This window comes from Clostridium sp. CX1 (genome assembly GCF_025398335.1).
Taxonomy (GTDB): domain Bacteria; phylum Bacillota; class Clostridia; order Clostridiales; family Clostridiaceae; genus Clostridium_AM; species Clostridium_AM tanneri.
On the sequence record NZ_JAODOO010000006.1, the window covers coordinates 38911 to 54973 of the forward strand.

Consider the following 16063-nt stretch of genomic DNA (forward strand, 5'->3'; position numbering starts at 1 on the left):
CAAACTTTTGTTACGCAATAAAATGCTATTTAACTCCTTCTCTTAACTTTGAGGCTTTCCCTACCTCTCCTCCCAGCTTCTTCCAAACAAAATTATGTTCTTCTACACAATTACTAAAATCACTGCTTTTCCACCTATTTAAGATTTGTAATAGCTTGTCTTTATCTTCATAATTAGAACTAGAAACTTCTTTTATAAGCAAGTCAATTTTTTCTGCCGTAGGCTCTATTTCACCCCATATTAAACCATCTTCTGCAATAATTTTTGTATTGGCCATTTCATGAACCTTTTGATACGCTTCTAAGGTTTTTTTGTCTTTGATTTCATCTTTCTTAAATACCTTTGTGATTTTGTCAATGTTTTCTGAAGTATTACTATCTTTACTAAAGCCCTTATTAATTGCTGCAAAACCAATTACTCCAGATAAAACCATTATCCCTATGAATAATCCAATTAATAACTTGCTATTCTTTTTCAAAACATAACCTCCTATCGTCACGAAAAATAATGAATTTTTTCAAATCATTTCCTAATTAAAATTATATCATAGTTGCGTTATTATTATATGTAAATTTTTGTAATTTTTTTATAATTATCTTAATATATGTTTTATATAAGTATTAATCAAATAATAATATAAATAAAAAGAATATAGGAGTTCAATGCTTAAGTAGCAATCAACCCCTATATTGTTCAATATTTATTCTATTGTTCGGCACTTTTTCTATTTAATTTTGCAGGACTACTATTTATCCTCATCCCATTACTATCAAAAGTCTTTTTTAAATGTTTATCAACTGTAAATATAGTGAAGTATAGTACTGGCAAAAAACCTATTAGTGGAACTAGATATCCTTTAGTTCCTAAAAAAGCATACCCTATTCTACCTATTATTAATAAAATAATTCCTGCAATTATATATTGATTTGTTGAATATCTGTTTCCTTCATCCCATATCTCTTGATTCTTCATTGACAAAGGTGTACGATAACCGTACCATGAATTAATTTTTTTAGGTTTTACTATTTTAGGAATTATCCCAAACGCTAGTGTTACTAGTCCAAAAATTAATGAGTTTATCATAATGCCACACCCCTTTTAAATAATTATGCTTGTCAAAGTATTATGTCATTATGATAAAACAAATTCTCAGAAAAATCTAGTCTATTTTGAATAATTACTATATTTTGAATTTATTCAAAGCATCAGTTATGCTATCTGCTGTATTTTTAAGATCTTCTGCAGAAGCTGATAGCTCCTCAGTAATCGAATTCTGTTCTTCAACAGCAGCAGATATTTCCTGAGAAGAAGCTGTTATATGTTCTGATAAATTTGCAATAAAGCTAGATTGCTCTAATAAATTATCTTTTTTGTTCATCAAGCTGTTTAATTCACCATAAACATTGTCCATCTGCGGAAGTATTCCATCTATTTGCTGAAGAATATGACCAAAGGATTCTACTGTTTTCTTTACAGAGTTAACTTGGTTTTCCATTTTGCCTGACACCTCTTTAGTCATACTGGAAACATTTTCTGTATTATTTGTAATAGTACTAACTAAACTATTTATTGTCTTGGAGGATTCTAGTACCTGTTCTGCAAGCTTTCTTATTTCGTCTGCTACTATAGAAAATCCTCTTCCTGATTCTCCTGCTCTTGCAGCTTCAATAGCCGCATTTAAAGCCAGTAAATTTGTCTGCTCAGCTACAGAATTTATTACGTCAGTTATTTCTGATATCTTACCTACATTTTGATTTAAATTACTTATTCTTTTTTCCGTATCCTCAAATTCTCTTCTTACCTCATCTATTAAACTTACCAAGTTCTCTAACTCTACAGCTCCCGTATCTGCAGATACTTTTATCTTTTCACTTCCATGAGAAACCTTTGAAAGCTTATGGTTTATTAAATCTAAAGACTCTGCAAAATCCTCTATAGAGCCTTTCATCTTCTCTATCTTATCATTCTGGTCTGCAGTATAATTGCCCACATTCATAACGGAAGCTGCCACCTCTTCACTTGATGCTGCCGCTTCTTCACCGGAAGCTGATAAGTTGTTTGACATGTTATCTAAGTTTTCTATAGCTTCCTTTAGCCTAGCCATCATACTTCTTATTTCTCCTATTACAAAACTTAATGTAGTCATCAGAGATCCTATTTCATCCTTAGATTTTGCATGAAACTCTACTGTAAAGTCCCCTTCTGCCAGCTTTTTCATTTTATCTTGTATTTGTACTAACGGCTTTGAAATATTATGAGAAATGATAGCTCCTACAATAATTGAAATAGCTAATATTATTAAGGATAATACTATATTCAACATAAAACTTTCTCTAGCTATACTAGTCATAGCTTCTAGTGAAATACCAACAGAGACAGCCCCTACTATTTTCCCCTGCTCCTTTAAGGGCATGGACACATTGTAAACTCTATCTCCTGTAGGTCTTAAAAACATAAACCCATCATTCTTACCATCATCAAGAACCTTGCTAAACTTGCTTCTATCTGAACTTTGACCTAACATACTATCATCATTATGTGCTATTATTTTGCAACTAGTATCTATTACGGAAACATATGCTATACTGTTACCACTGGCACTTTTAGTATCTTTCAGTACTTTTGTTATTTTATCCAAATCTTTAGTTACACTATATGTACTTATGCTTTGATTAGTTAAAGCCACAATAGTTTCTCCATCATTTTTCATCTGATTTTCTGCTGTTTTTATTGTCTGATATACAGACAGAGAGGTTATTGACAATATACACAAAAGTGTTACTGCAATAAAGCCAAAGTTTATTCTTTTTTTTAAGCTTCCAAACACCAATCACAACTCCTTCTTCTTTCTCTTATCTAAACACTCTTTACTTGACCTAAAAACTTAAGTTCTTCAAGTCTTGTACGCACTTTTCCTTCCTAAGTTTATAATAACTATAATTAAATCATACCACCGTCTATAGTTAATACCTGTCCTGTTATATATTGAGATTCCTTGCTAGCTAAAAATACCACTGCTCTACCTATATCTTGTACACCTCCAAACTTGCCCATAGGAATTTCCTCTTCTAATTGTTTTTTCTCTTCACTACTTAACCAACTATTCATTTCTGTGTCTATAACTCCTGGTGCCACAGCGTTAACTCTTATACCTGAAGGAGCCATTTCTTTTGCAAGGGATTTAGTAAACAAATTTACAGCTCCCTTTGCAGCAGAATAGATTACTTCACAAGATGCTCCTGAGTTTCCCCATATTGAAGATATATTGATTATATTTCCACTTCTTTGAGAAACCATATACTTGAGAGCGCTATGAGAACAATTTAGAACTCCTTTAAAGTTTATATCTATCATCTCATTCCATTCAGCTTCTCTCATATCCATAAATAATCCTACACTGGATATTCCAGCATTGTTAACTAAAATATCAATTTTTCCAAAGGTTTCTACGGCAGTATCTATAAGTAACTTTGCCTGACTATAATTACTTATATCAGCCTTAACTTTAATAGCGTAACCACCTAAGCATTTTATTATATCTAAAGTTTTTTGTGCTTCTTCCTCACTATTTTTATAGTTAATAATAATACTTGCTCCACAACGAGCTAACTCCACTGCAATTCCTCTCCCTATCCCCCTCGATGCCCCAGTAACAACTGCAACTTTGCCATTTAAATTTTCCACTTAACTATTCACTCCCTGCTAAAATATAAGCTGCTATTAATGTATTTTAAAACTTACATATTAATATATTAATCCTATGAAGAATTAAATTCAACAAATTAATTTCTATCAAATTAACAAACTTATAACTTATTACCAAATACCTTAATAATAATTGAACTTTTGTACTGCAGGAAGTATTAAATTTGTTAATTAATTTAAAATAATATTATTATAGCTGCATTTATATCAATTTTTTTCATAATATAATACTATTGCAAAATTCAGCAACGTTACACTTTGATTTACGCTTATTTTTAGAGAAAGGATGTTTTTAACATGCTTGAATTTAAACCTTTAACCATTAATGATAAAGACCTCTTTGACAAATATCTAAAACCATATATCTTCGAAACCTGTGAATATTCCTTTACAAACCTTTTTATATGGAGAAAAGCTTTAGACATACAATATGCTTTATATAAAGATGTATTAATTATTCTTAAATCTGATTTTGAAGGTGAACTTCACTTCATGCAACCTATAGGTTATAAACGAGAAAACTTAGAAGAGATTATTAACTTCTTAATAGAATTAAAAAGCCAGTTAGGCCTCCCTCATCTTTTTAAGGATGTTGAGGAATGGTTTGTTGAAGAACTAACGTCAGTCTATGGCGAAGGTAAATTTGCTATATCAGAAGATAGAGATAACTTTGATTACATATATGAAAGCAAGGCTCTTTCTAGCCTGTCTGGAAAAAAACTTCATAAGAAAAAAAACCATTATAATTATTTTATAAAAAATTATAATTATGAAGTGGCTCCTATTACCTCTGAATTAATTCAGCCTTGTATAAAGTCTGCGCGGGAATGGTGTCATAAACATGTTTGCAAAGGATACTTACTTTACGAACTAAGATCTATAGAGGAAATGTTAAGGAATTCATCAAATTTAGACTTTATAGGTATGGTAGTTTATGTAGAAGGTAAATTGTCAGCCTTCACCATTGGGGAAAAAATGAATGAAAACATGGCTATAATTCATATAGAAAAGGCTGATCCAGACATTAGAGGTTTATATAATTTTATTAATAAAACCTTTATTGAGGATCATTTTATGGAGGTGCCTTATATAAATAGAGAACAAGACTTAGGAATAGAGGGGCTTAGACAAGCAAAACTTACTTACGTACCCACTAAATTAGCTAAAAAATTTACTATAGATTGATATTTCCATTATATATGGAACAATTAATTTTTTTAGGAAAAAACTAGTTGAATAACATTAAAGATAATGTTAAAATATTATTAGATAATAATTACTAAATAATATAAACTATTGGAGGCGTGTAATATGGAATTAAAATTTCAAGGAAATCCAGTAAAGGTTTTGGGGAATGAAGTTAAGGTAGGCGACATGGCACCAGACTTTACTGTTATAAATAACTCTATGGCACCAATTTCTTTAAAAGATACAAAAGGAGTAAGAATAATACTTACCGTTCCCTCTATAGATACACCTGTTTGCGATTTAGAAGCAAGAACTTTTAACGAAAGAGCTTCTGAAATTCCTGACGTTACTGTTTACACAATATCTATGGATTTACCTTTTGCCCAATCAAGATGGTGTGCAGCTCATGGTATAAAAAGTGTAATTACTCTATCTGATTATAAAGATAGAACAGTAGGCAAGAATTTTGGAACTTACATTGAAGATTTAGGACTTCTTGCTAGGGCTGCCTTTGTAATTGATAGTAGTAATAAGGTTGTTTTCGTAGAATATGTACCTGAAGTCACAGATTATCCAAACTATGAAGCTATTTTAAAAGCTGCTAAAGAAGCTAAGTAGATTTTTTCACTATTAGGTTAAGTTTTATAGCCAAATTAAATAATTATTGAAAATCATGTATAAATTAATTACTATTGGTAATAATAAATTTAAAATAAAATAGCCACATAAATAAACAAGGATGAGTTTTTAATATATAACTACTTTCCTTGTTTATTTGTTTTTAGTATTAAAACTTAAAATATCTTCATTAGTTATAGATAACTTTTTATAGCTTCTACTTTATTGGTAATACTAATTATGAGGTGATGGCTAATGACTAAAAAATTATTGATAGTCTTAATCTCTTTAATACTATTTTCAATAAATGTTTCAGCAGAAGAACTTACAAATATAGAGATTTTTGATGTAAGAAAAGAATCAGTAGTAAAACGAATTAAATCAGATCCTGAACTGCAAAAAGAAGCGGAAGGTTACTTGAAAAATATAAATGGTGTAATTACTAAATTTAATCCTATTCCTAATAATGGTTATATGATTAAAATTCCTTTTGATACTCCTGTAGAAGTAGAAAATCCACTACTTAAATCCTTTGTAGATGAAGTGATTATAATACTACCAAAGGATGAAACGCCTTACCTTATGGTATTTGATAATAAAGATAGAGCACTATTCTTCACTTTTAAAGGCAACCTTGACATACTTTTAAAAAAGCTTAAGTTTTCACCTTACTTACCCCTAAGTCCCCAAAAGAGGATTTACTCCTCTTTTGGCAATATAGGCTAAGTCCAGTAATATCCATTAATTTTCACATAGTCATAAGTTAAATCACAGCCCCAGGCTACTGCATCATGAATCCCATCATTTAAGTCGATTAATATATTTACATAATCCCGTTTTAATATTTCCTCTACTAGTTGTTTATTAAATATAGCTGCCGCACCTTTGTTAACTACCATTATAGTTCCTGAATTATTTTTAAAGACTATGTCAACCTTTTGTGGTGTAAAATCAGCTCCTGAATACCCTAGGGAACACATAATTCTTCCCCAATTGGCATCACTTCCAAAAAAAGCAGATTTAACTAAACTAGAAGAGATAACAGACTTGGCACAAATTCTGGCATCTTCTTTGCTTCTTGCACCTTTTAAGCTTATCTCTATAAGCTTTGTAGCACCTTCTCCATCCTTAGCTATCATCTTTGAAAGTTCTTTATTTACAAAATCTAAAGCTTCTTTGAATTTATAATACTGGCTATTTTCCTGATCTATTAAGTTATTTCCAGCAGTGCAATTAGCAAGAACTATAGCCATGTCATTGGTACTAGTATCACCATCTACGGATATCATATTATAAGAATCAGTAACGCTATCTTTTAAAGCTTTGGTTAGCATCTCTTTAGTTATATTTATATTAGAAGCAATAAACCCTAAGATTGTACCCATATTAGGATGAACCATACCGGAACCTTTAGCAATACCACCTATATAAACTTTTCTATTATCTATATTAAGTTCAACAAAGATACTTTTTGTAAAGGTATCTGTAGTTAAAATAGCCTCTTCTGCATCCTTTCCTCCATCATAAGACAGTTCGCTGCAGCCGCATCTTATCCCTGGAATAACTTTATCCATAGGTAATGACACTCCAATTCTCCCTGTGGACGCAACTAGCACCTCCTCTGGCTTTAGCCCTAGGCAATCCGCTGTAACTCTTGCCATTTCGTAAGCATCTTCGATCCCTTTGCTGCCTGTACAAGAGTTAGCATAACCACTATTAACTACAATAGCTTGAGTATTTCTTGAACCAATATGATTCATATCTACTATAACAGGGGCTGCTTTAACTTTATTCTTTGTAAACACCCCAGCTGCCACAGCTTTTTTCTCACTATATATCACACATAAATCCTTTTTTTCTTTCTTTCTTAATCCTATGTGAATTCCTGAGGCTTTAAAATAAGGTACATCAGTAATAGTTTTATTGTTTATAACTTCCACGCTAATCATCCTTTCTTATAATATTTTCATTGAACAAAGGTATACTTATAAATAACAACCCTAGATAAAAAATTTTTTTAACTTTATTTTAGTTAAGGGAACATTGCTACAAAATCTAAACCTTTAGTTTCTTCTATACCAAACATCACATTCATATTTTGAACTGCCTGCCCAGCAGCTCCCTTTATTAGATTATCTATTGCAGATACTACAATTACCCTATCCGTTCTGGAATCCACTTCTATTCCTATATGACAAAGATTAGACCCCTTAACCCATCTGGTTTCAGGAAGACCATCAATAATCTTAATAAAATATTCATCCCTATAAAAATTCCTGTATAATTCCAACACATCTTCCTTTGTAATTTTATTTTTCAATCTGCTGTAACAGGTAGCAAGAATACCTCGATTCATTGGTACTAAATGGGGAGTGAAAGATAAAATTATATCTTTTCCTGAAACTTTACCTAATTCCTGTTCAATTTCTGGAGTATGCCTGTGTTTTCCTACAGAATAAGCCTTTATAGATTCATTACATTCTGAAAAAATATTTCCTATGGTCGCTGCTCTTCCTGCACCGGATACACCTGATTTTGCATCAATAATTATTGATCTGTCATCTATTAAACTATTTTTTAAAAGAGGTGCCAGCCCTAATATACTTGCAGTAGGATAACACCCTGGATTAGCTATTAAGGAGCTTTTCTTTATTTCTTCTCTTTTAACTTCAGTTAGGCCATAAACTGCATCCTTTAGTACTTCAGGATAGCCATGCTGAGCTCCATACCAAGTTTCATATTCTTCTTCTGAATTCAACCTAAAATCAGCCCCCAAATCAATAACTTTTACTCCTAATTGCAAGGCCTTTCTAGTTATCTCAAAGGACTTACTATGAGGGAGAGCAATAAATAATACATCTATAAGTTCTAATTTATTTAATGCTTCTTCTGTATCAATACAAATTTGCTGAAAGAAACTATAATAATTATTATAAATTTCACTATATCTCTCATTTGAATAATTATAGGAACTTATAAACTCTATATTCACCTTTGAATGATTATTCAGTATCCAAACTAATTGTTCTCCTGCATAGCCTGTAGCTCCAATTATACCAACATTAATCATAAATACCACCTCAGATTTGCTAATTTATTTATAGTATAATTATGCAACATTTTTAGAAAAAATACAATAACTTATTGAATTTTTATTAAATAACTAGTATAATTATTCATATATTATACATCAGAGTGGAGTGATGAAATGGTTGTCCAACATGGTTCTGTAGACATAGAACTTTTATCAAAGCTTAAAGTATATAGTGGAAAAACTTTTGTTATTAAATATGGTGGCAGCATAATGAACAATGAACTCTCTAAAACTGCCTTTGTCAATGATGTATTACAATTAACAAATTTAGGTATTAAAGTTGTCATCATACATGGCGGCGGACCTGAAATTTCTAAGTGGCTTGACAAAATAGGTATAGAAAGCAACTTTATTAAAGGATTAAGAGTTACAGATAAAACTACAATGGAAATTGTTGAAATGGTATTATCAGGGCACGTAAATAAGGAACTTGCATCAGATTTAAGTAGAATAGGAATTAATGCTATTGGTATAAGCGGTAAAGATAGTAATTTGATCAATGCCAAGAAAAAATACCTTTTTGAAAATAATGAGATGATAGATTTAGGTTTTGTAGGAGAAATTGTAAATATAAATAAAAAAGTTCTTTTAGGCCTTCTTGAGAGGGGATATGTTCCTACAATTTCTCCTGTAGCCTCAGATACAGATGGCAATAGCTATAATATAAATGCAGATTATGCAGCTTCCTCTATAAGTAGTGCTTTAAAGGCTGAAAAACTAATAATTTTGACAGATATCGAAGGGGTATACACAGATATAAATAATCCCTCTACCCTCTTATCATCTATAACAACTGATGAAATAAAACACCTTTCAGAAATTGGTGCTATTAGCAGTGGTATGATTCCAAAGCTAGAATGTTGTATCAGTGCTCTGGAAAAAGGAACTAAAGATGTTCATTTAATTGATGGTAGAAAAGAGCATAGTCTTATCTATGGTATAACTAGAAACTGTGGAACTAAAATTATTAGTGAAAGAGGTGTAAATCAATGGAAAAAAATAATTTAATGAATACCTACGGAAGATTTGATGTTATCTTTGAAAAGGGTATTGGAACTAAAATTTATGATACCAATGGAGTAGAATACCTGGATTTTGTTTCTGGTGTAGCCGTCAACTGTCTGGGACACAGTCACCCTATTATGGTTAAAGCTCTCTCAGAGCAAAGCAAAAAAATAATTCATGTATCAAATTACTATTGGAATACTGAACACATAAAGCTTTCTGAAAAGTTAATAGAGCACTGTGATCATAACAAGGTATTTTTCTGCAATAGTGGAACAGAAGCAATAGAAGGGGCTTTAAAATTAGCTAGAAAATATGGAAAATCTCAAAATACTAATAAAGATATAATTTTATATATGGATAATTCATTCCATGGCAGAACTATGGGAGCCCTTTCTGTAACAGGTCAAGAAAAATATCAACAGGACTTTTTTCCTTTAATTCCTAGAGTGAAGAAGATTAACTTTAATGATATAGAAGACTTATATGAAAATTTCACCAATGAAGTCTGCGGCATAATTATTGAGCCAATTCAGGGTGAAGGCGGCATTAACGCTGCAAGTACTGAATACCTGAAAGAAGCCAGAAAACTATGTGATAGATTTAATGCTCTATTAATATTCGATGAAATACAATGCGGCATGGGTAGAATAGGGAATCTATTTGCCTATAAACAATTTGATGTAATTCCTGATGTAATTCCTATAGCTAAAGCTTTAGGAGGTGGTTTTCCAATAGGAGCAGTTATTGCCAATGAAAAAGCTGCTAAAGCTTTTGTACCTGGTGACCACGGCAGTACTTTTGGAGGAAATCCTCTAGGCTGCGCTGTTGCTTTAGCAGTTATAACGGAGTTAACTGATGGTGGTGTTATCAATTCTGTACAGGAAAAAGGAAGCTATCTTGAAGAAAAGCTAAATGAATTAAAAAATAAGTATAGTTTAATTAATGAAGTTAAAGGTATGGGATTATTATTAGGAATAAGTATTAATACAAGTCCAAAGGAATTTACAAACTTATGCTTTAAGAAGGGTTTGCTAGTAGTCACTGCTGGAACAGATGTTATAAGACTTCTTCCACCACTTAATGTTACTGTAGAAGAAATTGATGCAGCTGTTAAAATACTTGAAGAAGCAATTAAGGAGTTAAGTTAATGGGTATCAAGGAAGTAGTAAAGGAAAATATGAACCTGTTAATAAACTTAAGAAAAAAACTTAACCTTAATGGAGAATTAGCCTTTCAAGAATATAAAACTAAGGCTATTATTCTAGATTTTTTAAACAAACTCCAGTTAGATGCTAAAATATTTGCTAAAACTGGAGTTGCAGCTACTTTAAATAGTGGTGATGATTGTATTGCAATTAGGGCTGATATAGATGCTCTCCCTGTCAATGGCATTTCCCATGCCTGTGGACATGATTACCATACTGCAATCTTATTAGGAACTGCCTTAGTTCTTAAAGAGCTTAAAATAAATAAAACAGTAAAATTTATTTTCCAGCCGGCAGAAGAAGCTTCTGGTGGTGCTGAGACAATGATAGCAGAAGGAGTTCTTGAAAACCCTAAAGTTAAATCTATATTAGGGTTTCATGTATGGCCTAATTTACATGTTGGTAAGATAGAAGTTTCCAGCGGTCCTTCTATGGCCTCAGTGGATGATTTTTATATAACCTTTAAGGGAAAAGGTGGTCATGCAGCCATGCCCCACCTTTCTAAAAACCCATTATATCCTGCTATAGATTTTATTCAAACAATTAATGTAAAATCCCAGATAGAGAGCAATCCTTTAAACTCTCATGTGATCACCTTTACTTCAATTCAGTGTGGTAATGCACCTAATATAATTGTAGATGACTGTAAAATTTGTGGAACCGTTAGAACTTTTGATAACAATCTGAGAAAAAAAATACATGAAGATTTTTTAGAGAACTCTTATATATGTGCTAAAAAATATGATTGCAGTGCTGAGGTAGATTATAAATTTCAATATCCTCCACTTGTAAGCCATCCTGACTTAACGGATGCTTTTATTAAAACTGCTAAAAAATTAGTTGGGGAACATAATGTTCTTCCTCTAGAGAGAACTTTTGCTGCCGAGGATTTTGCTTTTTTTGCTGAAAAAGTTCCAGCAGTTCACTTTAGGCTTGGAATATCAGATGGAGTTAAAGGGACTCATCCCCTGCATTCCTGTGATTTTGATGCTTCTGATGAAGCTATCTTTCATGGCATTTGCACATTAGTGAACTTTATAACTACAGTAAAGAGGATGTAACCTAGGGTACTGTTCCCTAGGTTACATCCTCTTCACTTATTTTATTTTCCTAAAAGCAGTGCCATAACCGCCTTCTGAGCATGAAGTCTATTTTCCGCTTCATCAAAAACCAAGGACTGTGGCCCATCAATAACCTCCTCTGTTACCTCAAGACCTCTGTAAGCAGGAAGACAGTGAAGAAACACTGCATCTTCCTTTGCCATTGAGAAAAGTTTTCCATTAACCTGATACTGTTTAAATATATTTATTCTTTCCTTCTTTTCATCTTCCTGTCCCATACTTACCCAGGTGTCTGTGTATATCACATCTGCATCTTTAACAGCCTCTACAGGATCTTCTGTAGTCACTATTTTGGCTCCTGTAAGCTTTGCATCTTCCTTTGCACTTTCAACCACATCGAAATTGCACTGATATCCTTTAGGTGTAGCTACTGATATATCCATTCCTACCTTTGCACAACCATAAAGAAGAGAATGTGCTACATTGTTTCCATCTCCTACATATGCAAGCTTAAGTCCTTCAAGCTTTGACTTGTGCTCATAAATAGTTAATAGATCTGCTAATACCTGGCAGGGATGAAGGAGATCTGTAAGTCCATTTATAACTGGTATAGATGAGTATTTAGCAAGGTCTTCTACATCACTGTGTTTATAAGTTCTTATCATGATTCCATCTATATATCTTGAAAGTACGTTAGCTGTGTCATAAATAGTTTCCCCTCTTCCAAGCTGTATGTCATTAGAACTCAAGAATAGGGCATATCCCCCTAGCTGAGCCATTCCAACTTCAAAAGAAACTCTAGTTCTAGTGGAGGACTTAGTAAAAATCATTCCTAAAGTTTTACCCTTTAATATATTATGAGCTATACCATTTTTAAGCTCATACTTTAACTTTTCAGCTACCTTTAAAATTTCAAAAATTTCCCCCGTACTTAGGTAGTGTAAGCTTATTAAATCCTTCATTGTAATAACCCCCTCTGCATTTTTAGTACTGATCTAATGAATAAATTTCAATTTCATCTTCTTCTTTGTAAACTGTAAGGGCCCTAATAACTGCCTTTATAGTGTCTAGGGAAGTTATACAGGTCACATTATACTCCATGGCAGTACGTCTTAGTAAGAACCCATCTCTTATATTTACCTTTCCTTTTGTAGGAGTATTGACAATCATAGTCAACTTATTTTCCTTAATCCACTTGTTAACATCCTTCATAGGAAGTAAGCTAATATTAACTCCTTGTTCCTTTAAATAAGAATATGTGTTATCTGTAGCAAACAACTTATACCCTAGGCTGAGCAGTTCCTCTGATAGTTTAATACTTTCATCTCTATCTCTTTCTGCAATGGATAAAAGCACATTACCATCCTTTGATAGCTTCATACCAGAGCCCAATAAAGCTTTATATAGGGCCTTATCTATTTTTTTATCTACTCCCATAACCTCTCCAGTAGACTTCATTTCTGGACCTAAGAAAGTGTCCACCATTGTAAGCTTTGAGAAGGAAAAAACAGGAGCCTTTACAGCTATCAACTCTCCTATGTCTGCAAGACCTGAAGCATACCCCATATCTTTAAGAGTACCTCCCATAATAATCTCAGTAGCTAGTTTCACCATAGGTATACCTGTAACCTTTGTTAATAGGGGTACCGTTCTGCTGGCTCGAGGATTCACTTCAATTACATAAACCTTATTCTCTTCATCTATAACAAACTGTATATTAAATAATCCCTTTACTCTTAATGCAACTGCTAATTTCATAGTATAGTCTACAATGGTATTTTGGATGTCTTCGCTTAAATCCCAGGGTGGATATACAGCCATACTATCTCCTGAATGAACTCCTGCTCTCTCTATATGCTCCATTATTCCTGGAATCAGTACATCCTCCCCATCACAAATTCCATCTACTTCTACCTCTTTTCCCATAATATATTTGTCTATAAGTATTGGGTGCACATTAGACACATCTACTGCCAGCTGCATATACTCTCTTAATTCTTTATCACTATAAACTATTTCCATAGCTCTTCCACCTAACACATAGGAAGGTCTCACTAAGACTGGATAGCCAATTTCACCAGCAATTTTCAGAGCCTCTTCAATAGAATAAGCAGTACTTCCTTCTGGAATTGGGATCTGAAGCTTCTGCAGCAGTTTTAAAAATTTATCTCTATCTTCCGCAGTATCTATACTTTCTACATCCGTTCCCAGGATTCTAACACCAGCTTTTTCAAGACCTTCTGCAAGGTTTATAGCAGTCTGCCCTCCAAATTGAATGATTACCCCTTCTGGTTTTTCTCTTTCAATGATGTCCAGTACACATTCAATGGTAAGAGGTTCAAAATAAAGTCTATCAGAAGTATCAAAGTCAGTGCTTACAGTCTCAGGATTATTATTTATAATTATTGCCTTTATGCCTTTTTCTTTAAGAGACTTAACTGAGTGAACACTACAGTAATCAAATTCAATTCCCTGGCCTATTCTTATAGGGCCAGAGCCTATTACTATAACCTTTCTTCCTTCATCTGCCTCTACATCATCTTTTTCTTCATAAGTTGAATAATAGTATGGTGTAGCAGCTTCAAATTCTCCGGCACAGGTATCTACCATTTTATATACAGGGCGGAGATTAAATTTCTTTCTCTTTTCAGTTACAGCCTCCGTTGAAGTGTTTAATAAGTTTGCTATATAGCTATCTCCAAAGCCTATCTTTTTAGCTTTATACATAAGCTCATAATCTATATTGCAAATATCACTATTTTTTATCTCTTCTGCCAGTAGAACTATTTTTTCCAATTTACTAATAAAAAAGTAATCTATTTCCGTTATTCCTACTATTTCTTCTACAGATACTCCTTTCTGAAGAGCCTTTGATATAGCAAATACTCTTTCGTCACTGGCACTTTTTATAAACTCTTTAAGTTCTTCTACAGATTTATCTTCAAATAGCTTTAATCCTAACTGATAATCTAGCTTTACATCTAGTGAATCTATTGCCTTTAGAAAGGACTCTTCAAAGTTTCTTCCTACTGCCATAACTTCACCGGTTGCCTTCATTTGTGTACCTAATGTACGATTTGCAGTTATAAATTTATCAAAAGGCCATCTAGGAACCTTTGTCACCACATAGTCCAGTGATGGTTCAAAGCAAGCATAGGTGTTTTCAGTAATAGAATTTTTTATTTCATCAAGATTTAAACCAATGGCAATTTTAGCAGTAACCCTAGCTATCGGGTAGCCAGTAGCCTTTGAAGCTAATGCACTAGAACGGCTTACTCTTGGATTTACCTCTATAACCACATATTCAAGACTATTAGGATTTAAAGCAAACTGGATATTACATCCTCCATTTATTTTAAGGGCTCTGATTATCTTTATTGATGCAGAGCGAAGCATTTGATATTCAATGTCACTAAGGGTTTGACTAGGTGCCACTACAATGCTATCTCCAGTATGAACACCCACAGGATCAAAGTTTTCCATATTGCATATTACAATACAGTTATCTACATTGTCTCTCATAACCTCGTACTCGATTTCCTTCCATCCCGCAACACTCTGCTCAAGAAGAACTTGATGTATAATACTAAGCTTTAATCCACGACTAGCAATATCCTTAAATTCTTCCAGGCTATTAGCTATTCCACCGCCAGTACCTCCTAGGGTATAGGCAGGACGAATAATTATAGGAAAACCAACTGCCTCTGCGAAGTCAATTGCATCTTCTAAGTTAGTTACTATTTTACTATGTGGAACCTTTTCTCCGATTTCCTTCATGGTGGATTTAAATAATTCTCTATCTTCTGCCCTCTTAATGGATTCTAGTGATGTTCCCAGTAACCTTATATTAAACTCCTCTAGTATTCCATCTTCAGCAAGCTCCACAGCCATATTCAGTCCTGTCTGTCCTCCTAAAGAAGGAAGAATTCCATCTGGTCTTTCTTTATAAATAATTTTTTTAACAAAATCTAAGGTTATAGGCTCTATATATACCTTATCTGCTATATCCTTATCTGTCATAATAGTTGCCGGATTGCTATTTATAAGAACAACTTCTATTCCCTCTTCCTTTAAGGATCTACAGGCCTGGGTACCAGAATAGTCAAACTCTGCAGCCTGGCCTATAACAATAGGCCCTGATCCAATTACTACTACTTTGTTTATGTCCTCTCTTTTCGGCATTA

At 32.9% G+C, this 16063-nt stretch carries 14 protein-coding genes; 6 read left to right on the forward strand and 8 right to left on the reverse strand.

Annotated elements, in window-relative coordinates; translation table 11 throughout:
• Positions 1–25 precede the first annotated feature (25 nt).
• From N4T77_RS08195 to ymfI, 4 genes are all read right to left on the reverse strand, one after another.
• Positions 26–478, reverse strand: a complete 453-nt coding sequence (locus N4T77_RS08195) for a DUF6241 domain-containing protein (RefSeq protein ID WP_261671281.1) — start codon at positions 476–478, stop codon at positions 26–28.
• A gap of 227 nt (positions 479–705) precedes the next feature.
• On the reverse strand, positions 706–1083 hold the full coding sequence (locus tag N4T77_RS08200; RefSeq protein ID WP_261671282.1) for an SdpI family protein: 378 nt from the start codon (positions 1081–1083) through the stop codon (positions 706–708).
• Positions 1084–1180: 97 nt separating this feature from the next.
• Positions 1181–2827 (reverse strand): methyl-accepting chemotaxis protein, encoded by a 1647-nt coding sequence (locus N4T77_RS08205; protein ID WP_261671283.1) that lies wholly within the window; start codon positions 2825–2827, stop codon positions 1181–1183.
• Positions 2828–2940: 113 nt separating this feature from the next.
• Positions 2941–3684, reverse strand: coding sequence for an elongation factor P 5-aminopentanone reductase (ymfI, locus tag N4T77_RS08210; RefSeq protein ID WP_261671284.1), 744 nt, complete (start codon positions 3682–3684; stop codon positions 2941–2943).
• A 318-nt stretch (positions 3685–4002) separates the two neighbouring features.
• Here ymfI and N4T77_RS08215 point away from each other — a divergent pair, with 318 nt between their 5' ends.
• The 3 genes from N4T77_RS08215 to N4T77_RS08225 all read left to right on the forward strand — a co-directional run bounded on the left by N4T77_RS08215 (position 4003) and on the right by N4T77_RS08225 (position 6237).
• Complete coding sequence (locus N4T77_RS08215) at positions 4003–4890, forward strand: DUF2156 domain-containing protein (protein WP_261671285.1); 888 nt, start codon at positions 4003–4005, stop codon at positions 4888–4890.
• 126 nt (positions 4891–5016) lie between these two features.
• Complete coding sequence (gene tpx / locus N4T77_RS08220; RefSeq protein WP_261671286.1) at positions 5017–5511, forward strand: thiol peroxidase; 495 nt, start codon at positions 5017–5019, stop codon at positions 5509–5511.
• A gap of 255 nt (positions 5512–5766) precedes the next feature.
• Positions 5767–6237 (forward strand): hypothetical protein, encoded by a 471-nt coding sequence (locus tag N4T77_RS08225; RefSeq protein WP_261671287.1) that lies wholly within the window; start codon positions 5767–5769, stop codon positions 6235–6237.
• On the opposite strand, the gene argJ is transcribed toward N4T77_RS08225, so the two are convergent.
• Both argJ and argC read right to left on the reverse strand, forming a co-directional pair.
• The gene (gene argJ / locus N4T77_RS08230) at positions 6234–7460 is read right to left on the reverse strand and encodes a bifunctional glutamate N-acetyltransferase/amino-acid acetyltransferase ArgJ (RefSeq protein ID WP_261671288.1); all 1227 of its coding nucleotides are present in this window, start codon (positions 7458–7460) and stop codon (positions 6234–6236) included. The genes N4T77_RS08225 and argJ overlap by 4 nt on opposite strands.
• An 83-nt stretch (positions 7461–7543) precedes the next feature.
• Positions 7544–8581, reverse strand: a complete 1038-nt coding sequence (gene argC / locus N4T77_RS08235; RefSeq protein WP_261671289.1) for an N-acetyl-gamma-glutamyl-phosphate reductase — start codon at positions 8579–8581, stop codon at positions 7544–7546.
• Between the two features lie 138 nt (positions 8582–8719).
• Here argC and argB point away from each other — a divergent pair, with 138 nt between their 5' ends.
• Genes argB through N4T77_RS08250 form a run of 3 tightly spaced genes read left to right on the forward strand, consistent with a single transcriptional unit; the run spans position 8720 to position 11879 of the window.
• Positions 8720–9613: an acetylglutamate kinase gene (gene argB / locus N4T77_RS08240; RefSeq protein ID WP_261671290.1), complete on the forward strand. Its 894-nt coding sequence runs from the start codon at positions 8720–8722 to the stop codon at positions 9611–9613.
• Positions 9595–10761: an aspartate aminotransferase family protein gene (locus N4T77_RS08245; protein WP_261671291.1), complete on the forward strand. Its 1167-nt coding sequence runs from the start codon at positions 9595–9597 to the stop codon at positions 10759–10761. Before argB ends, N4T77_RS08245 begins: the two co-directional genes overlap by 19 nt.
• Positions 10761–11879: a M20 family metallopeptidase gene (locus N4T77_RS08250; protein ID WP_261671292.1), complete on the forward strand. Its 1119-nt coding sequence runs from the start codon at positions 10761–10763 to the stop codon at positions 11877–11879. The genes N4T77_RS08245 and N4T77_RS08250 overlap by 1 nt, the downstream gene beginning before the upstream one ends.
• Positions 11880–11920: 41 nt before the next feature.
• On the opposite strand, the gene argF is transcribed toward N4T77_RS08250, so the two are convergent.
• Complete coding sequence (gene argF, locus N4T77_RS08255) at positions 11921–12841, reverse strand: ornithine carbamoyltransferase (protein WP_261671293.1); 921 nt, start codon at positions 12839–12841, stop codon at positions 11921–11923.
• Between the two features lie 22 nt (positions 12842–12863).
• A complete protein-coding gene (carB, locus tag N4T77_RS08260; protein WP_261671294.1) occupies positions 12864–16061 on the reverse strand; it encodes a carbamoyl-phosphate synthase large subunit in 3198 nt (1065 codons plus the stop codon).
• Between the last annotated feature and the right edge of the window lie 2 nt (positions 16062–16063).